The organism is Paenibacillus sp. FSL K6-2859 (genome assembly GCF_038008265.1).
In the GTDB taxonomy this organism is placed as follows: domain Bacteria; phylum Bacillota; class Bacilli; order Paenibacillales; family Paenibacillaceae; genus Paenibacillus_AQ; species Paenibacillus_AQ nitricinens.
Window position 1 is genome coordinate 1,425,616 of sequence record NZ_JBBOYU010000001.1, and the last position, 19,692, is coordinate 1,445,307.

At 44.3% G+C, this 19,692-nt stretch carries 21 protein-coding genes; 13 read left to right on the forward strand and 8 right to left on the reverse strand.

Going from position 1 to position 19,692, the window contains the following annotated elements; translation table 11 throughout:
* Window positions 1-210: 210 nt before the first annotated feature.
* From MHB64_RS06375 to MHB64_RS06390, 4 genes are read right to left on the reverse strand one after another with little or no spacing between them, the layout of a single operon-like run.
* Window positions 211-1,161 (reverse strand): alpha/beta hydrolase, encoded by a 951-nt coding sequence (locus MHB64_RS06375; RefSeq protein ID WP_341133975.1) that lies wholly within the window; start codon window positions 1,159-1,161, stop codon window positions 211-213.
* A 27-nt stretch (window positions 1,162-1,188) separates the two neighbouring features.
* Window positions 1,189-2,157 (reverse strand): type I phosphomannose isomerase catalytic subunit, encoded by a 969-nt coding sequence (locus MHB64_RS06380; protein ID WP_341133976.1) that lies wholly within the window; start codon window positions 2,155-2,157, stop codon window positions 1,189-1,191.
* A gap of 46 nt (window positions 2,158-2,203) precedes the next feature.
* Window positions 2,204-2,806 (reverse strand): class I SAM-dependent methyltransferase, encoded by a 603-nt coding sequence (locus MHB64_RS06385; RefSeq protein ID WP_341133977.1) that lies wholly within the window; start codon window positions 2,804-2,806, stop codon window positions 2,204-2,206.
* The gene (locus MHB64_RS06390) at window positions 2,806-3,762 is read right to left on the reverse strand and encodes a TIGR01212 family radical SAM protein (protein ID WP_094869932.1); all 957 of its coding nucleotides are present in this window, start codon (window positions 3,760-3,762) and stop codon (window positions 2,806-2,808) included. The genes MHB64_RS06385 and MHB64_RS06390 overlap by 1 nt, the downstream gene beginning before the upstream one ends.
* Window positions 3,763-4,084: 322 nt before the next feature.
* Here MHB64_RS06390 and MHB64_RS06395 point away from each other — a divergent pair, with 322 nt between their 5' ends.
* Both MHB64_RS06395 and trmB read left to right on the forward strand, forming a co-directional pair.
* Window positions 4,085-4,255, forward strand: a complete 171-nt coding sequence (locus tag MHB64_RS06395) for a hypothetical protein (protein ID WP_179281578.1) — start codon at window positions 4,085-4,087, stop codon at window positions 4,253-4,255.
* Window positions 4,256-4,467: 212 nt separating this feature from the next.
* Window positions 4,468-5,184, forward strand: a complete 717-nt coding sequence (gene trmB, locus MHB64_RS06400; RefSeq protein ID WP_094869933.1) for a tRNA (guanosine(46)-N7)-methyltransferase TrmB — start codon at window positions 4,468-4,470, stop codon at window positions 5,182-5,184.
* Between the two features lie 86 nt (window positions 5,185-5,270).
* Here the strand turns inward: trmB and MHB64_RS06405 are convergent, their stop codons facing one another.
* Window positions 5,271-6,386 carry an MGDG synthase family glycosyltransferase gene (locus MHB64_RS06405; RefSeq protein ID WP_094869934.1) on the reverse strand — a complete coding sequence of 372 codons (1,116 nt, stop codon included), beginning with the start codon at window positions 6,384-6,386 and terminating at the stop codon, window positions 5,271-5,273.
* Between the two features lie 49 nt (window positions 6,387-6,435).
* Window positions 6,436-6,963 carry a phosphatase PAP2 family protein gene (locus MHB64_RS06410; protein ID WP_094869935.1) on the reverse strand — a complete coding sequence of 176 codons (528 nt, stop codon included), beginning with the start codon at window positions 6,961-6,963 and terminating at the stop codon, window positions 6,436-6,438.
* A gap of 404 nt (window positions 6,964-7,367) precedes the next feature.
* Between MHB64_RS06410 and MHB64_RS06415 the strand changes: the two genes are divergently transcribed.
* From MHB64_RS06415 to rplT, 4 genes are all read left to right on the forward strand, one after another.
* A complete protein-coding gene (locus tag MHB64_RS06415) occupies window positions 7,368-8,606 on the forward strand; it encodes a glycosyltransferase family 2 protein (RefSeq protein WP_094869936.1) in 1,239 nt (412 codons plus the stop codon).
* Between the two features lie 279 nt (window positions 8,607-8,885).
* Window positions 8,886-9,383: a translation initiation factor IF-3 gene (gene infC, locus MHB64_RS06420; protein ID WP_042125071.1), complete on the forward strand. Its 498-nt coding sequence runs from the start codon at window positions 8,886-8,888 to the stop codon at window positions 9,381-9,383.
* Window positions 9,384-9,443: 60 nt separating this feature from the next.
* A complete protein-coding gene (rpmI, locus tag MHB64_RS06425) occupies window positions 9,444-9,644 on the forward strand; it encodes a 50S ribosomal protein L35 (protein ID WP_036679507.1) in 201 nt (66 codons plus the stop codon).
* A gap of 31 nt (window positions 9,645-9,675) precedes the next feature.
* Window positions 9,676-10,035 carry a 50S ribosomal protein L20 gene (gene rplT, locus MHB64_RS06430; RefSeq protein ID WP_042125073.1) on the forward strand — a complete coding sequence of 120 codons (360 nt, stop codon included), beginning with the start codon at window positions 9,676-9,678 and terminating at the stop codon, window positions 10,033-10,035.
* 139 nt (window positions 10,036-10,174) lie between these two features.
* Here rplT and MHB64_RS06435 read toward each other — a convergent pair whose 3' ends face one another.
* Window positions 10,175-10,717, reverse strand: coding sequence for an acyl-CoA thioesterase (locus tag MHB64_RS06435; RefSeq protein WP_256989794.1), 543 nt, complete (start codon window positions 10,715-10,717; stop codon window positions 10,175-10,177).
* A gap of 307 nt (window positions 10,718-11,024) precedes the next feature.
* Here MHB64_RS06435 and MHB64_RS06440 point away from each other — a divergent pair, with 307 nt between their 5' ends.
* The 5 genes from MHB64_RS06440 (at window position 11,025) to MHB64_RS06460 (ending at window position 16,370) form a co-directional block, all read left to right on the forward strand.
* Window positions 11,025-12,080, forward strand: coding sequence for a BMP family lipoprotein (locus MHB64_RS06440; RefSeq protein ID WP_094869938.1), 1,056 nt, complete (start codon window positions 11,025-11,027; stop codon window positions 12,078-12,080).
* 186 nt (window positions 12,081-12,266) lie between these two features.
* Window positions 12,267-13,805 (forward strand): ABC transporter ATP-binding protein, encoded by a 1,539-nt coding sequence (locus MHB64_RS06445; RefSeq protein ID WP_094869939.1) that lies wholly within the window; start codon window positions 12,267-12,269, stop codon window positions 13,803-13,805.
* On the forward strand, window positions 13,798-14,871 hold the full coding sequence (locus tag MHB64_RS06450) for an ABC transporter permease (protein WP_042125082.1): 1,074 nt from the start codon (window positions 13,798-13,800) through the stop codon (window positions 14,869-14,871). Before MHB64_RS06445 ends, MHB64_RS06450 begins: the two co-directional genes overlap by 8 nt.
* Window positions 14,872-15,828 carry an ABC transporter permease gene (locus MHB64_RS06455; RefSeq protein WP_094869940.1) on the forward strand — a complete coding sequence of 319 codons (957 nt, stop codon included), beginning with the start codon at window positions 14,872-14,874 and terminating at the stop codon, window positions 15,826-15,828.
* Window positions 15,829-16,028: 200 nt separating this feature from the next.
* The gene (locus tag MHB64_RS06460) at window positions 16,029-16,370 is read left to right on the forward strand and encodes a hypothetical protein (RefSeq protein WP_094869941.1); all 342 of its coding nucleotides are present in this window, start codon (window positions 16,029-16,031) and stop codon (window positions 16,368-16,370) included.
* A gap of 22 nt (window positions 16,371-16,392) precedes the next feature.
* Here the strand turns inward: MHB64_RS06460 and MHB64_RS06465 are convergent, their stop codons facing one another.
* On the reverse strand, window positions 16,393-16,839 hold the full coding sequence (locus MHB64_RS06465) for a GNAT family N-acetyltransferase (protein ID WP_042125089.1): 447 nt from the start codon (window positions 16,837-16,839) through the stop codon (window positions 16,393-16,395).
* Between the two features lie 590 nt (window positions 16,840-17,429).
* Between MHB64_RS06465 and ilvB the strand changes: the two genes are divergently transcribed.
* Window positions 17,430-19,172, forward strand: coding sequence for a biosynthetic-type acetolactate synthase large subunit (ilvB, locus tag MHB64_RS06470; protein ID WP_042125091.1), 1,743 nt, complete (start codon window positions 17,430-17,432; stop codon window positions 19,170-19,172).
* Entirely contained in the window at window positions 19,169-19,657 is a 489-nt protein-coding gene (gene ilvN, locus MHB64_RS06475; protein ID WP_170880323.1) for an acetolactate synthase small subunit, read from the forward strand. The genes ilvB and ilvN overlap by 4 nt, the downstream gene beginning before the upstream one ends.
* The last annotated feature ends 35 nt before the right edge of the window (window positions 19,658-19,692 follow it).

Consider the following 19,692-nt stretch of genomic DNA (forward strand, 5'->3'; position numbering starts at 1 on the left):
CCCGTATGACCTTACATGTGTGATTTCTCCACAATTGTGAGTCCGAAAATGATGGTGGGGGAGTAATGGTTGCCTAAAAGCATCCATGTATCCGAAAAAGAGGGGAGGGGCTAGGATTAACGAGTGTGGTAAATTGCTCACAACCCAAAACGAAGAGCAGCGATCCCCAATAACGGGAGGATGGCTGCTCCGAAAAACCTCGTTTTTCTCTTAACTTGTAGTCGTAACCTCAGAAGGGAGATGCTGTTCTAGCCAGTTAAGCACATCGGCCGTAACCTGATCCCGGTTCACCTCATTAAGCATTTCATGCCTGCCACCTGGATAGAGTCGATACTCTACGTCCGATATCCCTCGCTTATTGTACAGCTCCGCAAGACGAGGAATGCCTTGTCCGCTCATCCCTACAGGATCCTTATCCCCACCAAAGATATAAATGGGCTTACTTGTACATAATGTCCTAAGTGATTCCTCGGTATGGATCTCCCTTAGGAGGTGGAAAAAACCACGGAAAAAGCGTGTTGTACAAATAGCGCCACAGAATGGATCGGAAATGTACTTATCTACTTCCGCATCATCGCTGCTCAGCCAGTCATATGCTGTTCTTACGGGAGAAAAAGCACGGTTATAACTGCCGAATACTAAGCTGTTTAGTAGTACACTGCGGTGATGTTCACCCTTTAACTTGAGCTGTGCACTAGCCAGAGATTCTCCAAGGCGCAGCATACCGCGAGGACCATTTGTACCGCTTAGGATAAATCCTGCATAGATTTCGTTACCCTCTTCACACATCAGCTTTTGAGCCAGAAAGGAACCCATACTATGAGCGAATAGAAAGATAGGCTTACCTTCATGTTTGGAGAGTGCTTTGGCTGCTACCTGGAGCAGATTGCGCCGCATCCAATAGAATCCGTCCTCCCCAACATCGCCAAGCAGATCGACTTGACCAGCGGTTTTACCATGTCCCCGGTGGTCATTGACATATACTGCATAACCTACTCCTGTTAAGGCTTCCGCAAAACGAGCATAACGGACAGCTGTTTCACACATACCGTGAGAAATTTGCACGATTCCTCTAACTGGCACATCGGATTCAGGTAACCATTCATAGACATGGATATTTACACCTATGGGATCCGTTAGAGTAAAACTATTTTCCTTCATGGTCCATTCCTCCTAAAGGTTCTCGACTTATGGTAAATAAGAGCGAAGCACAGTAGAATGACCTTCGATAGCGTAACGGCCGAGACTGGAAGGTATCAGATAGCATTCTCCTGCAGCATAAGGCTGGGAGCTGCCATCCCAAGTAAGATGTCCGCTGCCTTCACAGATGACTAGAATAGTGAAGCTGTCTTCTGTAGTGGTGAGGCCCCATGAACCATTTACGATTCCTTTTTCTACGATGAAATATGGCGAAGCGGCAAGTTGCAGCCACTCTCCAGGTACTGCGTTATCTGTCTTCATCGAAGTAGCCCCGGCGCCTTCATAAGCTGTAACATTAAGTGAATCCTCAATATGAAGCTCACGTGGCTTTCCGTCCAGGCCTGGACGGTCATAGTCATAAATACGGTATGTAGTGTCGGAATTTTGCTGGATCTCTGCTACAACGACACCAGCGCATAACGCATGAACGGTTCCGGCTGGAATATAGAAGGAGTCTCCTGCAGAGACAGATACTTCTTGAAGGCTATCCATAACGGTGCCTTTTTCCAGTGCTTCGCGCAATGTTTCACGATCCACGCCTTCTTTAAGACCATAGATGATTTTGGCACCTGGCTTAGCGTCTAACACGTACCACATCTCTGTTTTGCCCAGTTCACCTTGTGGCAATCCCTCATAATCATCTGTAGGGTGGACTTGAACGGAAAGATTGTCGTTGCAGTCCAGCAATTTGATTAGTAGAGGAAATCTTCCACCCGTTTCAGAAATCCCTTTGCTTCCGAACCATTCATGGCCGAACTGCTCACGAATTTGATCTAAGCCTTGACCGGCTAACTCTCCGTTTACCACTGAAGACGTTCCATTCGCGTGATCGGCGATCATCCAGCCTTCGCCAATATGTCCTTCTGGCAGATCTAGGCCGAATTTCTCCAGCGCGCGGCCTCCCCAGACACGTTCTTTAAACTCCGGTTGAAATTTCAAAGGATATGGTTGAGTCATTACTACATCTTCCTTCCCAAATATAAAATTGTTTGATGCTTACAGTTTAAGAGGGGATTCCTTTTTTCTTTTCAAGCGCAATCATATAAGGTGAATCCGTGCGCTGAAGCTGACGATAAACAATGCTTTGTGCTACCTTTTGGGAAACAGCTGCTGCCCAAGATTCAACGGCATCGGCTTCTTTATCTCCGCCAGCATGGCCGGGATAAAGAACCGCCGTGATGATCCCGCCTGGACGCAGTAACTGGAGAGAAGCTTCCAAGGCTGCAATGGAGCTGCCTGGCTGAGTAATGATGTTCTTGTCGGCATCTCCTGAAGGCAAGTATCCTAGGTTGAACATTACAGCACCAACGGTGCCATGCCAGTTCGCTGGAACAGCTTCAGCCATTTCTGCGTGACTACGTTCCAGCAAAGTGACGGTGGCGAGCGAGGGAGCTTCCTCTCTTGCAAGCCGCAGGCGCTCTTCAGCCAGCTTCAGCGCTGCAGCTTGAATGTCAAAGCCGCAGACTTCACCGCGAGCTCCGACCATTTTGGCTAGAAAAAGCGTATCAGCACCAGTACCTACAGTGGCATCAATAGCACGCTCACCTATAGTTAGCCGCTCAGAGATTAATTTATGAGCAAAGCTTAGAACGGACATGAAGCCCATTAGCTTTTCCTCCAATACTTACCCTGCCAAGTATCACGAGCAACAAGCTCAGCGTCAATGGCATTTAGCACTTCCCACTTTTTGAGACTCCACAACGGACCGACTAAGAGATCCCGAGGAGCGTCACCAGTCAAGCGATGTACAATCATCTCAGGGGGCAGAATTTCGAGTGAATCAACAATCAGCTTCACATATTCGTCCTGTTCCATGAACCGCAGCAGTCCGGCTTCGTACTGCTTCACCATGGGTGTTTTACGCATGAGATGTAGCAGGTGAATCTTAATTCCTTGGACATCCATACGAGCGACAGCAGATACCGTTTCCAGCATCATTTCATGCGTCTCCTGTGGGAGGCCGTGAATGATATGGGTACAGATACGAATGCCGTGACGCCGCAGCTTATCAACAGCCTCTAAATAACACTGGGTATCATGGGCCCGATTAATAAGCTCAGAAGTGGAGTCGTGTATAGTCTGAAGCCCCATTTCTACCCACAGATAGGTGCGCTCGTTTAGCTCTGCTAAATATTCGACAACATCATCTGGCAAACAGTCAGGCCGTGTAGCAATAGAAAGTCCAACGACACCGGGCTGCTGCAAAATCTCTTCGAAATATTCTCTAAGCTCTTCGACCGGAGCGTACGTATTCGTATAGGCCTGAAAATATCCGATGTATTTAGCGTTTGGCCATTTTAGATGCTGCTTATCACGGATGTTATTAAATTGGGTGACGAGATCATCTCGGCGACTTCCTGCAAAATCACCAGAACCTCTGGCACTGCAAAATGTACAACCGCCTTTAGCGATGGAGCCGTCACGGTTGGGACAGGTAAAGCCAGCATCAAGCATAACTTTGAATACCTTGGTGTTCAAATGTTCACGCATTTCGTAATTCCAGGTATGAAAACGTTTATCTCCCCAAAGCTGCGGAGGAGTAGTGTATTGAAGATTAGACACGAGGAGCTCCTTTCTGAAAATATAAACATGGATAAGTATCCTTATCCTTATATTTTTCTGAGACGGATGGCATCCTTTATAAAAGAACACGCAGCCGTTTCTTATAACCCAATACATTGTATCAAAAAACAGAGCTCGGCGTAACATTCACTCACGGTACTGGCATGAAAATAGGCCGAAAGTAAGGCGCTTTCAACTTGAAAATGCTTACATAGTATGTTATATTCAGAGTGTGAAACGCTGCTGTGGCATAAAGAAATTCAGCCAGGAGTTCATAATTTCGTGTCGTCCGATCCATAATAATAACCGTGAGGTGATAGCAATGAATTCTCAAACGGTATATGCTGAGGGTAAAGATTCGATTGAAGTCCACTTAACGCCAGATGAAGCCCTTGCACTAACAGGCGTGGAATTTAACGGCAACCCTAAGATCAAGACAGATGCACAGCGTAAAATTCGCAGCGCATTCGAAAAAAAGACATTTGCCAAATAGCTCAAACACAAAGTAGATCCTAATCTACCGGATAAGAATGAGCCTTAATACCAAATATACACAACGAAGGAATTCCCCTGGATAGCTCATTTAAGAGCTGAACCAGAGAATTCCTTTTTCTTTTTTACCCCAATCCCTTTACTTTTCGGGACAATTTCGGCACAATATTGCAAGTGACAGTTATCGTATAAGAGATAATCGGAGGAATACCTATGCGTTTACGCGGAAGAAAAGGAATACGTGAAAGTTTGGAAGAACAGACCGATCTAGTCATTCTAGACCCTCGGAGTTATAAAGGTGAGTGGTCCAAGCTGTTTGGAAATGATCATCCGATCCATGTGGAGTTCGGAATGGGCAAGGGACAGTTTATCAGTCAAATGAGCTTTAAATATCCCGATATTAATTTTATCGGCGTTGATATGTATGATGAGCTGATCCGCCGTGCTGGAGATAAGGCTAGAGCGGTATGGGAGCCGGCAGGTCATGAGACGCCGCCTAACCTGAAATTGGCACTCGCCAATATTGATTATGCAGAGGAAGTATTTACTCCAGGAGAACTGGAACGAATTTATCTTAACTTTAGTGATCCGTGGCCGAAGAGTAAGCATGCTCGTCGTCGTTTGACTCACCCGCGTTTTCTTGACAAATATCGGGGGCTGCTAAGCGACTTAGGTGAAATTCATTTGAAAACAGATTCCCGAAGCCTATTTGAATTCTCATTAAATGCATTTGCGGACTTTGGTTTACAGATGAAAAATATCTCGTTAGACCTACATGCGGACGGGATCATAAATGAGGATCATATTATGACAGAATACGAGACGAAATTTGTCGGACGCGGCGTGAATATCCATCGTTGTGAGGCCATTGTAGGTGCGGAAGCGCTCAAGCAGTATCAAGCTACCCGTTTGGACAAATACCGGTTGTAGTTACAAAGCACTGCTCCTAAAGACATGCTTCAATAATAAAGTAGCAGCCTCCAAGTGGTTTGGAGGCTGCTGCTTTATTTTGTTAACTATTCCAATAATTCGATAATGCTCTGAGCACATTGCAATGGGTGGTAACGGGCGATTTCCTCGAGATGAAGTTTTCGCTTATTCTGCACATCCTCGTAGTTGTTTAAGAGACGCTCCATCCACATTATGACTACGTCTAAAGACTCAATCGGCTCTCCGAAACCTGCTGCGGTAAAATAACGGCAATTTTCCTCCTCCTGCCCGGGCAGAGGGTTATAGAAAAGCATCGGTATTCCTTTAGCGAGCCCTTCACTGCAGGTCATTCCACCCGGTTTTGTGACGAGCAGATCGGACACCTCCATCAGCTTGTCAATCTCACGCGTAAAACCGATCAAGGAAATATTAGGATGATTATAACGTGAGTCTTCTTTCATTTCCTGAAGCAGCTCTTCATTCTTGCCGAGACAGAAAACAATCTGAATCTTCTCACGCCATTCCGCCAGACAGGCATTTACAACCTGATCGTTCATGATCCCCCAGCCGCCGCCCATGACTAGTACTGTTGGCATATCCTTGAGATTGAATTGCTGTCGAATCTCCTGCTTTCCAGGGTGCTGCCAAAAGTTGGGATGTACGGGTATCCCTGTAACCTGAATTTTCGCAGCAGGAATGTTTCGCATACGCAATTTGGATTTAACCTCTGGTGTTGATACCAGATAACGGTCTACCTCTGGACTGATCCAGCTGGCATGTGCGTCATAATCCGTTATAACAGTTACGAGTGGCACCTTTAGGGTGGGATCCACTCGCTTAAGACGAGATACTACAGCACCCGGAATGAAGTGTGTGCAGACAATAACGTCAGGCTTCAACTGCATAACAACATTTTTGGTATGCGTATAAAATATACGATGCAGGGCAAGCGTGGTAAGACGATTAAATGATTTTTGGTGACGATAGACATACCCCATCAGCTTTGGCTGAGTCGTTACCGTCTTACGGTAAGCGGACAGAATAATGGGGGCCATTTTGGGATTTAGGAAGTTCCCAAGTTCTAGCACCTTCGTTTGTAAATTAGGTGACAGTTGGCGCAAACTGCTCGACAGCGCATAAGCTGCTTGAGTATGTCCTGCTCCAAAGCCTTCTGAAAGTATTAAAATTCTTTTTTTTTGCAATTTTGATTCACCTATTCTCAAAGGTTTTCCCGGTTTAACCATATATACTTCAGATCCATAAGGCTATGGTGCCCGCTGCAACACTGGTTCCGATCACTAAGCCTGCAAAGACATCGGATGGATAATGTAATCCCAGATAAATGCGTGAAAACCCGACAATACAGGCCAGTGGCAGCAGAATAACGGTCAAGGCAGGAAATGCTACCATATATGGGACCGTTGAAGCAAAGATAGCTGTAGTATGACCAGAAGGAAAAGAATGATCCTTTAATGGATTACGAAATGTGTTCGTATCCGGTAACGCCAGATAAGGCCGCATGCGTGGATACAGTTTCTTGGCGACAGCAACTGGCAAATGGCTAACAGCTAGAGCCGTCATTGCTTGCAGGCTAGCGGTTCTCCATGGCTGAGGAGCAAGTACCCATATCAATATGTTGATAACAATTGTGCTTGTAGCTCCACCCAAATGAGTGAGATAGAAGAGCCAAAAGTTCAGAAAACGATTATGCATTCGTCCGTTGATCCACTTAAAAAGGTGCCGCTCCCAGAGATGTAGCTTCATGAATAAATGTCTCATATCTTGTCCCTCCGCCAGTCGGCTACCGATAACAGGTGCTTATGAGCAGTCCGTTCTTTTGCATTAGATCTGTCTTAATCATACTTTTTAAAGGTAGTCCATTTCAAGGAAAAGCTCAGTTTTGCTAGAAATTTGCTAGTTTTGACTTAGAGCCGCTAACGCCTTACAATGATTCAAGCGGACTAAACATGTTTAAAAGGGTAAGAGATAAATAAGGATCCGAAATAATGGAATCCATACAATTCTTTTAAACAACACATATAAAAATTGTGAAGTCTGCCTAGAATAAGAATACTCTTGGTCTATTGTTAAGGGATGCAACAAAAGGGTCAGAAGGAACGTCAAGCAAACTAGAGAGAAAAAAAAAGAACACCGAGAGTGAAAAAAGGGGGCATCAAAAGGTCATGACAGACGCACTGTTTGTTACGCTCCAAGTGATTTTGGCAGCAATCGCAGTATATCAGTTTACCTTTTCGTTATTTGGTCTGCACAAGAAAAAGACAAAGACAAAGTATAAGCCAGAAAAAACATTTGCAGTACTTGTTGCTGCACATAACGAGGAAGAAGTCGTCGGCGCGTTAATGGAGAACCTGAAGCAGCTTAACTATCCTTCAGAACTGTTTGACGTATTTGTAATTTGTGACAATTGTACAGATGGTACAGCTCGTATTGTTCGAGAGCACGGAATGAATGCTTGTGTCCGTACGAACCCGAATCTACGTGGTAAAGGTTATGCCATTGAATGGATGCTCAAGGAGCTTTGGAGCATGCCGCGTCAATATGACGCAGTTGTAATGTTTGATGCCGATAACCTGGCACATACTGAATTCCTAATGGAGATGAATAATGATCTTTGTTCAGGAGCGCGTGTTATTCAAGGTTATATTGATACCAAGAATCCAGAAGATTCCTGGATTACTGCAGCGTATGGTGTCTCGTATTGGTATATTAACCGTTTGTGGCAACTTTCACGCCATAATTTGAATATGGCGAACTTCCTTGGCGGAACAGGAATGTGTTTCGAGACCAATCTCCTTAAAGAGATGGGCTGGGGAGCTACAAGCTTGGTTGAGGATCTGGAGTTTACGATGCGCAGTGCATCACATGGTGTATATCCTAAGTTCAACTATGACGCAAAGGTATTTGATGAGAAGCCTCTAACTTTCAAGGCCTCTTCAAGACAGCGTCTGCGCTGGATGCAAGGACACTTCACTGTAGCTCGTCGTTATTTTTTCCCATTACTTTGGCAAAGTATTAAAGAACGTAGCTTAACGAAGTTTGACCTTGCTCTTTACGGAGCAAATGTGTACATTGTTTTGCTCACTTTCTTGATGACGGCGGTAATGTGGGTAGATATGGCTCTCTTTAACGGCCCGAATATCGCTAATATTTACGGAAGCTTGCCAGTTTGGCTCGGTTTCCTTGCGATCGGTTTGAATCTGGTGACCTTTGGGATCGCGATGGCTTTGGAGAAGGTTAAATTTAAGAAGGTGTACGCTTATCTGGTGTTCTTCCCAATTTACCTGATCTCTTGGTATCCTATTACGTTCTATGCGTTCTTCACGCAGAACAACAAGCAGTGGAGCCATACCAAGCATACGCGTGTCGTAAGACTTGAAGAAGTGCAAAGCAAGCAGGTTTAAGACATTTCAGAATGTTGAATAAAAGAATTGACACTCCGTTTGGAGTGGTGTATAGTATTCAAGTACGCAAATCATAGGGATTGCAAGAAGAAGCACCTGCTTCTCACCTGACTGGCATATTCGCCGGCTGGTTTTGATCTCAATGCTTTATGAATGTTAATGTTCATGAACGTTGATCAAACACGGGGTGTCGGGTGTTACCGGCACCCCTTTTTTATGGAGTATGGCAGTAAAGTTGTTAAAAAGATCCGGAGGTGGAGAGTTATCAGTAAGGAACATATGATCAATGATGAAATTCGGGCCAAAGAGGTACGGTTGGTTGGTGCGGAAGGCGAACAAATCGGAATTAAACCGATCCGCGAAGCGTTGCAAATGGCGATCGATCTTAATCTAGATTTAGTCAATGTAGCACCGCAGGCTAAGCCGCCGGTATGCCGCATCATGGATTACGGCAAGTTCCGTTATGAAACGCAGAAGAAAGAGAAGGAAGCGCGTAAGAACCAGAAGATCGTTGATATCAAGGAAGTCTGGTTCCGTGCTAACATTGAGGAACATGATTATCAAACCAAGTTCCGCAATGTGATCAAGTTCTTGGGTGAAGGCGATAAAGTGAAGTGCTCCGTACGTTTCCGCGGACGTGAGATTACTCATGCGAATATCGGCCAGAAAATCCTCGAGCGTGTTAAAAACGAAGTGGCTGATATTTCTGTTGTTGAGCGCCAGCCTAAGCTGGAAGGCCGCAGCATGATTATGATTTTGGCTCCTAAAGCCCAATAAATATGGAGTCACTTGCTTATCTGCAATTTGGCGCCGCATAATATTCAAGGAGGAAACACCATGCCTAAGATGAAAACACATAGCAGCCTGAAAGGCCGCTTTAAAATTACCGGAACTGGTAAAGTAACACGTTACAAAGCTCACAAAAACCACTTGCTGTCCCACAAATCTAAACGCGCTAAGCGCGTTCTGAACGGTAATCCAGTAATGGCCCCTGGGGATGTAAGACGTTTGAAACAAGGATTGGCTAACTTGAAATAGTTTATCACACATTTTTGGGAGGTTTATTAATATGGCAAGAGTTAAGGGCGGATTTGTAGTTCGTCGTAGACATAAAAAAGTGTTGAAATTGGCAAAAGGTTATTTCGGTTCTAAACACCGCATTTTTAAAACAGCTAAAGAACAAGTAATGAAATCGATGGTTTACGCTTACCGCGACCGTCGTCAAACTAAACGTAACTTCCGCAGACTGTGGATCGTTCGTATTAATGCAGCAGCTCGTTTGAACGGTCTTTCTTACAGCAAACTTGTATACGGCCTGAAATTGGCTGGTGTAGAAGTTAACCGTAAGATGCTGGCTGATCTGGCTGTAAATGATCTTAACGCTTTCAACTCCTTGGCTGGTATTGCTAAAGAGAAAATCAACGCGTAAGTGTTGTGACATAATAGAAAAGCACCGCCTGCGGGTTGCCCATGCAGCGGTGCTTTTTTGTGTGGTATGAAGTGTGAAGCATGGCGAGAGAATTCTCTGCCGCAATAAAAATGAGAATAAAACTCTGCTTTAGGCAGAGTTATTCCCAGTATTTTATTGTATTGAGCTCAGCAGCAAGTTTTTTACTGATGGTTCTTCTCACTTTGCGCAACTCAGAACGTTCATTTGCTGATTCGTTGATCAGTTTTTCTTCGTCGGTCTCTGGGATAATGGCAGGAACCGGAGTTGGAGTGCCATCCTCCTCGACTGCGACAAAGGTGAGAAATGAAGTGGCGGCGACGGCGCGCTCACCAGTGTATAAATTTTCTGAAATGATCTTTACAAATACCTCTATGCTTGTACGCCCAGTCCAAGAAACAAAGGATTCGAAGCATACGGAGTCTGTAGGTCGAATGGGTCTTAAGAAGTCAACAGAGTCTGTAGAGGCTGTGACGACATTGGCACGGCAATGGCGCATAGCGGAGATGGAGGCTACTTCGTCAATGCCGCTCATGAGCTTGCCGCCAAATAATGTCTTGTGATTATTAACATCATTAGGGAAAACACGTCCGGTTTTGAAAACGCGGGATTCACGGCAATATTTAAAAGCCGGCATCGTTTGTGGATTTTTTTCATCGGTCATATCTGATAACTTCCTTTCAATGCAAATACTAAGCAATCATAATAATAGAAAACACATAAGTGTGCAATAATATTTGTATTGTGTTGGAATACTATACAAAGATAAATAAGGTTTTCTAACATCATTCAAACATGATGATAACACGTCGTGTCATGGAAAGCGGTTACTTACGAAAAAGTACAAATAATTATTGACCTGAGGTCATTTATGGACTGGATTTTAGATTTTATTGCAGTTATAATTTGATCTATGGAATGTCCAAGTAGAACACAGATGACATCCAATATTTTAAGGGGGATCACATTCAATGAAAAAAGTCTTCAAACTATCTCTTGTAATGATGCTGGCATTAACAGTTGTTTTGGCTGGTTGTGGAAACAACAACGCTAAGAATGCTGCAAATGGCGAGACGAATGCAGGAACAAATGGCGGAACAAATGCCGCAAAATCTGATTTCAAATTTGGTATGGTTACTGACATCGGTGGCGTAAACGATAAATCGTTTAACCAATCCGCATGGGAAGCACTACAAGCTCTTGAAAAAGAAACAGGTTCTTCCGTTAAATATTTGCAAAGTAAATCCAATGCTGACTATGAGCCAAACCTTAACCAATTCGTTAAGGATGGCTATAACTTGACTTGGGGTATTGGTTTTGATCTTGGCGACGCAATTAAGAAAGTTGCTGGTGAGAACGCCAACGCTAACTTGGCAATTATCGATAGCGTAGTAGAGGCTCCTAACGTAGCATCCGTTACTTTCTCTGAGAATGAAGGTTCCTTCTTGGTTGGTGTGGTTGCTGGTTTGACTACAAAAACTAACAAAGTAGCTTTTATTGGCGGTATGGAAAGCCCGGTAATCAAACGTTTTGAAGTAGGATTCAAAGCTGGTGTTGCGGCAGTTAAACCTGATGCAAAAGTTACTATTACTTATGCAGGTGCATACGACAAACCGGATACTGGTAAATCCCTTGCAGCTACATTGTATAACGATGGTAATGACATCATCTTCCCTGCTGCTGGTGCAACAGGAAATGGCGTCTTCAACGAAGCTAAATCCCGTAACAAAGCTGGCGGTGCTAAAGTATGGGTTATCGGTGTAGACAAAGACCAATCCATTGAATTTGGTACAGACGTAACTTTGACTTCTATGATCAAACGCGTTGACGAAGCTGTTAAGAAGGTTTCCAAAGAAGTAATCGATGGTACTTTCAAAGGTGGTACTACAACTGTTCTTGGTTTGAAAGACAATGGTGTAGGTATCTCTGATACATCTAAAGTTAACGTTTCTGAAGAGATTTTGGCTAAAGTTGAAGATTTCAAAAAACAAATCATTGATGGAACAATTACAGTTCCTACCGAGTAAGATCTCCCTTTTATTTATCGGATCACAATAAGAAATAAGCAATAAGGAATAAGGCCGGTTATGTGCTGGCCTTATTCCTTGTTAAAGCACTGGTTATGATAAGTTAGACACAGTTATACCGTCTTGAAAAGGGCGGTACATCCGTGTCTACATGGTAGTTATATATTCTGTGATGAGGGTGATTCCATGAGTGCTGCGGCTCCTGTCGTAGAGTTGAAGCAAATCACAAAACGATTTCCCGGTATTGTTGCTAACGATTCCATTAGTTTGACGTTAAAGAAGGGTGAGATTCTTGCACTGCTTGGTGAGAATGGTGCAGGTAAATCAACCCTAATGAATATCGTTTTTGGATTGTATCAACCGGATGAAGGAAGTATTGAAATCGACGGGAAACCGGTTGTAATTGATAATCCCAATAAAGCGATCGAGCTTGGTATTGGTATGGTGCATCAGCATTTCAAGCTCGTGGAGCCTTTTACGGTTACCGAGAATATTGTTCTTGGGATGGAGCCGAAGAAAGGTCTTAAAATTGACTATAAATCCGCTGCGGAACAGGTTCGGAAGCTATCGGAGCAATATGGCCTGCAAGTGAATCCAAATGCCGTTATTCATGACATTTCTGTTGGTATGCAACAAAGGGTAGAAATTATGAAGACCCTGTACCGCGGAGCGGATATTCTCATATTTGATGAGCCGACTGCAGTACTTACGCCTCAAGAAATTACGGAATTGATGGCGATTATGAAGCGGCTTGTTGCAGAGGGAAAATCGATTATTCTGATTACGCATAAGCTTAAAGAAATTATGCAAATATCTGATCGGGTCACCATTATTAGACGAGGAAAAGTAATCGATACCGTAAATACCGCAGATACTAATCCGAATGAACTGGCTGAGAAGATGGTTGGACGCGGCGTAACCTTCAAGGTAGCTAAGAAGGCCCCTGAGGTTGGTGAAACTGTACTCGAGCTGAAGGATGTGAACAGTAAGAGTAAAGATGGTGTCTCGGTGCTCGACGGTCTTAGCTTTGATGTGAAAGCCGGAGAAATTCTCGGAATAGCCGGTGTAGATGGCAATGGACAGAGTGAACTGATTCAGGCCATTACGGGTCTGCGTAAAATTGATTCTGGTTCTATTCAGGTGTCCGGGAACGAGATTGCTAATTTATCCCCGCGCAAGATTACGGAGATGAATGTGTCTCATATTCCAGAAGACCGTCATAAGCATGGTTTGGTGCTTGACTTCTCAGTAAGTGAGAATATGGTTCTGGAAACTTACTATAAGAGTCCATATAACAAAAACGGCTTTATGCAAAATGATGTCATTGATAAGTATGCTGAAGGTCTTGTGGAGCAGTTTGATGTGCGTACACCTTCAATTCAGACCAAAGCACGTTCTTTATCCGGCGGAAATCAACAGAAAGCGATTATTGCTCGGGAAATAGATAAAGATCCGACATTACTTATTGCAGCACAACCAACACGCGGTCTAGATGTTGGGGCTATCGAGTTTGTTCAAAAGCAGCTCATTGCACAGCGTGACCAAGGAAAAGCTGTATTGCTCATTTCGTTTGAATTGGACGAGATTATGAATGTATCAGACAGAATTGCTGTTATCTATGAAGGCAAAATTGTCGGTGAAGTGTTCCCGCAGGATACGAATGACCAGGAACTGGGTCTTATGATGGCAGGCAGCTTGAAGCGGGGAGGTAAGGCAGTTGAATAAGTTCAAAAAAATCTTCACAACTGACAGCTATATCGTTCCTCTTGTCGCCATCGTACTTGGTTTTCTTGTGGGAGCAATAGTTATGCTTATGGGTGGTTATGATCCGATAACTGCTTACTCCGCACTGTTCTCACGTGTATTTGGTAACTTATACAACTTTGGTGAAGCCGTGCGCGAAATGACGCCATTAATGCTCACTGGTTTAGCCGTAGCCTTTGCATTTCGTTCAGGGATGTTTAATATCGGAGCAGATGGACAAGTGATGATTGGTATGACGGCTGCGACCGTGGTGGGTATTAAATTTGCAGCCTTGCCAGGATTCATCTTAGTTCCGCTTGCTGTTATTATAGCTGGGTTATGTGGAGGTCTGTGGGCTGGTATCGCCGGCTATTTGAAGGCTAAACGTGGGATTAATGAAGTTATTACCACAATCATGTTAAACTGGGTTGCTCTATACTTGTCGAATTATATTGTAAGAGCATTTCTATTACTTCCGGGACAGAATCGTTCCGAGGATATTCCAGCTTCTCTTTCCATGACATTCTTGAATTCGTTATTTGACAATGCACGTCTGCACTGGGGAACAGCTATCGCCCTTGCTGCAGCAGTATTCTTCTATGTCTACTTATGGAAGACTAAGCAAGGATATGAAATGCGTGCTGTTGGTTACAATCCTCATGCTGCCGAGTACGCAGGTATGAATGTTGGCCGTAACGTTGTAAAAGCAATGTTCATAAGCGGAGTGTTTGCAGGGTTGGCTGGAGCAGGAGAGGTACTGGGTGTATTCCATTATCAATCTGTGTTCGCGGCATCACCAGGATATGGATTTGATGGTATCGCAGTAGCTCTTCTTGGTTTAACACATCCACTTGGTGTTGTTCTAGCTGCGATTCTCTATGGTACGTTGACTTATGGTTCTGCGGGAATGAGTTTTGCTGCAGATGTTCCTCCGGAGCTTATTCGTATCGTTATAGGTTCAATCATATTCTTTATTGCGGCACAAGGGATTGTACGCTGGGTGCTTAAGCCCTTTTACTTCAAGCGCAAGAAAGAGAAGGTGTTATAGATGGATCTGCAGACGTTAGGTCAACTGCTTAATACAACGCTTGTTTTTTCCACAGCGCTTATTTTTGCCTCACTTGGCGGCATCTTCTCTGAACGCTCCGGTGTCGTAAATATTGGACTTGAAGGTTTGATGATGTTTGGTGCCTTTGCAGCAGCAGTAGGTGGTTATTATGCTCAAGATGCTGGGATGGGTGACTGGGCTCCTTGGATTGGCGTACTATGTGCTATGGCCGTCGGAGTACTTGGTTCACTGATTCATGCGGTTGCATCTATTACCTTTAAATCAGATCAGACGATCAGTGGTACGGTTATTAACTTTTTAGCCGCAGGTAGTACGCTTTACATGGTAAAGCTGCTATTTGATGGATCTGCTGAAACTCCGCTAATCGATGGATTTAACAAAGTTGCAATTCCTGGACTCTCCAAGATTCCAGTGATCGGTGAAGGGATATTCAATTCCTATCCGACCACTTATCTAGCCATCGTGCTGGTTATCGTTATTTATTTTGTTTTGTTTAAAACGCCATTTGGACTGCGTTTACGTGCAGTAGGTGAGCATCCTAGTGCTGCAGACACCCTAGGTGTCAAGGTTAACCGGATGAGATATATCGGTGTAATGCTTAGTGGATTGATGGCTGGTATCGGTGGCGCTACAATCACTCTAACTACAACCGGAACTTTTGGCCATAATACGATTTCTGGTCAAGGTTTTATCGCGATTGCAGCGATGATCTTTGGTAAATGGAATCCGCTCGGTGCCTTTGGTGCTGCGGTATTCTTCGGATTCTCCCAAGCGATTCGTAACTATGTTCAATTGTTTGAGTGGTCAAAAGATATCCCACAAGAGTTCATCTTTATGATCCCTTATGTATTGACAGTCATTGTGCTTGTAGCTGCTGTAGGTCGTTCCGCTGCTCCTAAGGCATTAGGTCAGCCTTACGATCCTGGTAAACGCTAGATCTTTTCGATTTTTTACTTATATCATTACGAAGCCGCATTTCCGGACTTTTTCCGGAAATGCGGCTTTTTTGGTTAGGGTCGATATGGATAAACATAAGAGGAGAGGGCAAGTGTACAGGCGAAGGTTCTTTTGTGCGAATAAACTGTTTTGAAGATGGTGGAAATCAGAGGTTTGCAAAACTTTTTGGAGGGGATATTATGACTAAACCAGTTACGAAAAAGCAGGTTATGAGGCTCATTGGCAAACAGATCATCGCTGTGAAAAAAGATGGCACACAGGTTACAGGAAAACTGCTTCGTGTATCAGGAAATCGTCTTATTTTGCAACGTGTAAGTGGTAAAAAAGTACAAACCAAAGCAATCATTCCATTAGTGTTGTTTGATTTGCTCGCCGTTGGTACTGCCCCTTATGCTTATGGTGGAGGTTATGGCGGTGGCTATGGCGGAGCTACACCTTATGGTGGCGGTTACGGATATGGAACTCCTTATGGAGGTTATGGGTACGGAGGCACACCATATCCACCTTTTGGATTTTTTTAAGTTCCGATAAGTGCTGCTTTGGCTAGGAGAATCGTTTCTCAAGCTCGTAACAAAAACTTAGCGATTGATAACGGGCTACGCTGTAGCCCAATTTTCGATAAAAGGCTAGCGCTGCTGCATTCCCTAGGTCGACGGATACCTTAGAACGATGACAACCGCGAGAAAGTGCAAATCTTTCTGCTCGATCCATGAGCATATTTCCCAAGTGTTTTCGCCGAGCATCTGGTGCAATGGCTAGCATATCGATGTAGAGTAAATCACCATGTAACAAAAAATGGACAAACCCGTTTGGATCGCTTTCATAGTCGGGACAGGTGACAAGGGTGATTCCGTGTCCCAGACGACGGGGCAAATCCTTTTTGATTTTAGTGATTTCAGTTTGCGGCAGATGAGATAATGGAACGAGCTGTCGCTCGATTAAATCAAAAATAACAACGTCATCCTGCTTCGGTCGACGATAACGAATCATAGAGCGTCCCCTTTCCACGCATTGTCGTACATCATATGTTGGGAGAAGGGCAGGCGTTCCGAGAGGGTAGAAGCAGGAGTTGTGACAATTTTAAAAATATGGGTATTGACTATCCGTGTTAGGAATCATATAATGTGTCTAAACATTTTAACGAACATACATGTATCGGCAATGATGAGGACGAAGTTTTAAGGGCTCTTTTGCTCAGAGAGTGTGAGGATTTGCTGCAACCTCCACCGGAATCCCTTATATACGAGCTCACCTCGGAGCTGTTTCCCTGAAAGGTTCACTGGCTAGAGTGGTGGAATTATTAGGGGGAATCGTTTAGTCCGCGTTACGGACTTCAGGTTACAGAGATTAGGGCCCTTGCCTACATCGATGGATTTTTGTATACCTGATAAGGCGTTGCATCGCGAGATGTAATGCAAACATGGGTGGTACCACGGAAGATCAACCTTTCGTCCCTCACGCGCTAATACTGTGCGTGGGAGGCGGAAGGTTTTTTTGTTTTATAAATAACTATTTGCTGATGTATAGAGGACGGTCCGTCATTTGCATAATGAATGTTAAATATCGGAGGAGGAATACTGATGAGCGCGCAAATACCGGAATTACGGTCTACAGAGCAGCTAAAAGAAAAATGGATGGAGCCGGAAGTTATTACCGGTTCGGAAATACTACTCCGCAGCCTTGTATTGGAGGGTGTAGACACAGTATTCGGATATCCAGGTGGAGCTGTTTTGTACATCTATGATGCATTGTACGGTTTTACGGATTTCAATCACGTGTTAACACGTCATGAGCAAGGTGCGATTCATGCAGCTGACGGTTACGCTAGAGCAAGTGGCAAACCAGGGGTATGTATCGCAACCTCGGGTCCTGGCGCAACAAACCTTGTAACAGGTATTGCTACAGCATATATGGACTCTACTCCATTGGTCGTAATCACAGGTAATGTTTTCTCAAGCCTGATCGGTACAGATGCTTTCCAGGAAGCAGACATTACCGGAATCACGATGCCCATCACTAAGCACAGCTACTTTGTAAGAGATGTTGAGGATCTCCCTCGCGTCATACATGAAGCTTTCCATGTGGCGAATACCGGTCGTAAAGGTCCAGTATTGATTGATATACCGAAAGATGTGTCGGCTGCAAAGACATTGTTCACACCAGTGAAGACCGTAAATCTTCGTGGCTACAACCCTTGTACAGTTCCAAACAAACTGCAGCTTGATAAACTGGTTCGTGCGATTGAGGTTGCTGAACGTCCGATTATCATTGCAGGTGGTGGAGTTATCTACTCCGGAGCACATGAGGCTATGTTCGAATTCGTGAAACGGACAGAGATTCCAATAACTACAACCTTGCTGGGACTCGGAGCCTTCCCAAGTGCTGAAGAGCTTTGGATGGGAATGCCAGGGATGCATGGCACATATACCGCAAATAATGCAATTCAGCAATGCGATTTGCTCATTAATATTGGTGCTCGCTTTGATGACCGTGTTACGGGTAGGCTGGACGGCTTCGCGCCAAAAGCCAAGATCGTGCATATCGATATCGACCCTGCAGAAATCGGAAAGAATGTATCACCTGATATTCCGATTGTAGGAGATGTGAAAACTGTACTGGAAATGCTGATTCCTGAGGTTGGGCGTGCATCTAAGGCTGATGCTTGGAGAACGCATATCGCGCAGTCAAAGCTTGATCAGCCACTTCGGTATAAAGATTCGGAGACCGAGCTTAAACCACAATGGGTTATTGAAATGATTAATGACACCACTAATGGGGAAGCGATTGTTACTACGGACGTTGGCCAGCATCAAATGTGGGCAGCACAATATTACAAGTTCAATCATCCGCGCTCATGGATTACTTCAGGTGGTCTTGGAACGATGGGCTTCGGATTCCCATCAGCTATCGGTGCGCAAATGGCACATCCTGAACGGTTGGTAGTATCGATTAACGGAGATGGCGGTATGCAAATGTGTTCCCAAGAGCTGGCGATTTGTGCGATTAACAATATACCTGTCAAAATCGTTGTTATTAATAACCAAGTGCTTGGAATGGTTCGCCAATGGCAGAATCTTATCTATGACAAACGTTATAGCTATACAGACCTTGCAGGTAGTCCGGATTTCGTTAAGCTTGCTGAGGCCTATGGTGTGAAAGGTCTACGTGCGACGAATAAGGAAGAAGCACGTGATGCATGGCAGAAAGCTCTGGAAACACCGGGTCCAGTATTGGTAGAATTCGTTGTTCCAAAAGACGAGAATGTCTACCCGATGGTAACTCAAGGTTCAACCATCGATCATATGCTGATGGGGGATGAATAACAGTGACAAGACATACGATTTCTGTACTCGTAAATGACCAGCCAGGTGTGCTTCAGCGGGTGTCAGGCTTGTTCGGTCGCCGCGGATTTAATATTGAGAGTATTACAGTAGGTCAGTCCGAAGAGGTTGGATTATCCCGGATGGTTATCGTTACTCTTGGCGACCAGCATACCCTTGAACAAATTGAGAAGCAGCTCTATAAGCTAATTGATGTTATCAAAGTTGTTGATCTTGGAGCTAAGCCAATGGTTGCACGCGAGCTCGCTCTCATTAAAGTGAATGCTGATCCAAGTGAGCGTCCGGAAATTTTGGGTGTAGTTGAGACTTTCCGTGCTTCAGTGGTTGATATCGGCAGCACCACTATACTGGTGCAAGTAGTTGGGGAGACACAGAAAATTGATGCAATGATCGAGCTTTTGAAACCTTATGGAATTAGAGAGCTTTCTCGCACAGGTGTTACGGCTATGGTACGTGGTAACTCTTAAGTATTATATTTTACGACTTTAATGGATTACTGCTT

Bases quoted from the DNA above. Each gene is read 5' to 3' on its own strand.
- MHB64_RS06375 (WP_341133975.1), bottom strand. From the start codon at position 1,161: ATGAAGGAAAATAGTTTTACTCTAACGGATCCCATAGGTGTAAATATC.
- MHB64_RS06380 (WP_341133976.1), bottom strand. From the start codon at position 2,157: ATGACTCAACCATATCCTTTGAAATTTCAACCGGAGTTTAAAGAACGT.
- MHB64_RS06385 (WP_341133977.1), bottom strand. From the start codon at position 2,806: ATGGGCTTCATGTCCGTTCTAAGCTTTGCTCATAAATTAATCTCTGAG.
- MHB64_RS06395 (WP_179281578.1), top strand. From the start codon at position 4,085: ATGAATTCTCAAACGGTATATGCTGAGGGTAAAGATTCGATTGAAGTC.
- trmB (WP_094869933.1), top strand. From the start codon at position 4,468: ATGCGTTTACGCGGAAGAAAAGGAATACGTGAAAGTTTGGAAGAACAG.
- MHB64_RS06410 (WP_094869935.1), bottom strand. From the start codon at position 6,963: ATGAGACATTTATTCATGAAGCTACATCTCTGGGAGCGGCACCTTTTT.
- MHB64_RS06415 (WP_094869936.1), top strand. From the start codon at position 7,368: ATGACAGACGCACTGTTTGTTACGCTCCAAGTGATTTTGGCAGCAATC.
- infC (WP_042125071.1), top strand. From the start codon at position 8,886: ATGATCAATGATGAAATTCGGGCCAAAGAGGTACGGTTGGTTGGTGCG.
- rpmI (WP_036679507.1), top strand. From the start codon at position 9,444: ATGCCTAAGATGAAAACACATAGCAGCCTGAAAGGCCGCTTTAAAATT.
- rplT (WP_042125073.1), top strand. From the start codon at position 9,676: ATGGCAAGAGTTAAGGGCGGATTTGTAGTTCGTCGTAGACATAAAAAA.
- MHB64_RS06435 (WP_256989794.1), bottom strand. From the start codon at position 10,717: ATGACCGATGAAAAAAATCCACAAACGATGCCGGCTTTTAAATATTGC.
- MHB64_RS06440 (WP_094869938.1), top strand. From the start codon at position 11,025: ATGAAAAAAGTCTTCAAACTATCTCTTGTAATGATGCTGGCATTAACA.
- MHB64_RS06445 (WP_094869939.1), top strand. From the start codon at position 12,267: ATGAGTGCTGCGGCTCCTGTCGTAGAGTTGAAGCAAATCACAAAACGA.
- MHB64_RS06455 (WP_094869940.1), top strand. From the start codon at position 14,872: ATGGATCTGCAGACGTTAGGTCAACTGCTTAATACAACGCTTGTTTTT.
- MHB64_RS06460 (WP_094869941.1), top strand. From the start codon at position 16,029: ATGACTAAACCAGTTACGAAAAAGCAGGTTATGAGGCTCATTGGCAAA.
- MHB64_RS06465 (WP_042125089.1), bottom strand. From the start codon at position 16,839: ATGATTCGTTATCGTCGACCGAAGCAGGATGACGTTGTTATTTTTGAT.
- ilvB (WP_042125091.1), top strand. From the start codon at position 17,430: ATGAGCGCGCAAATACCGGAATTACGGTCTACAGAGCAGCTAAAAGAA.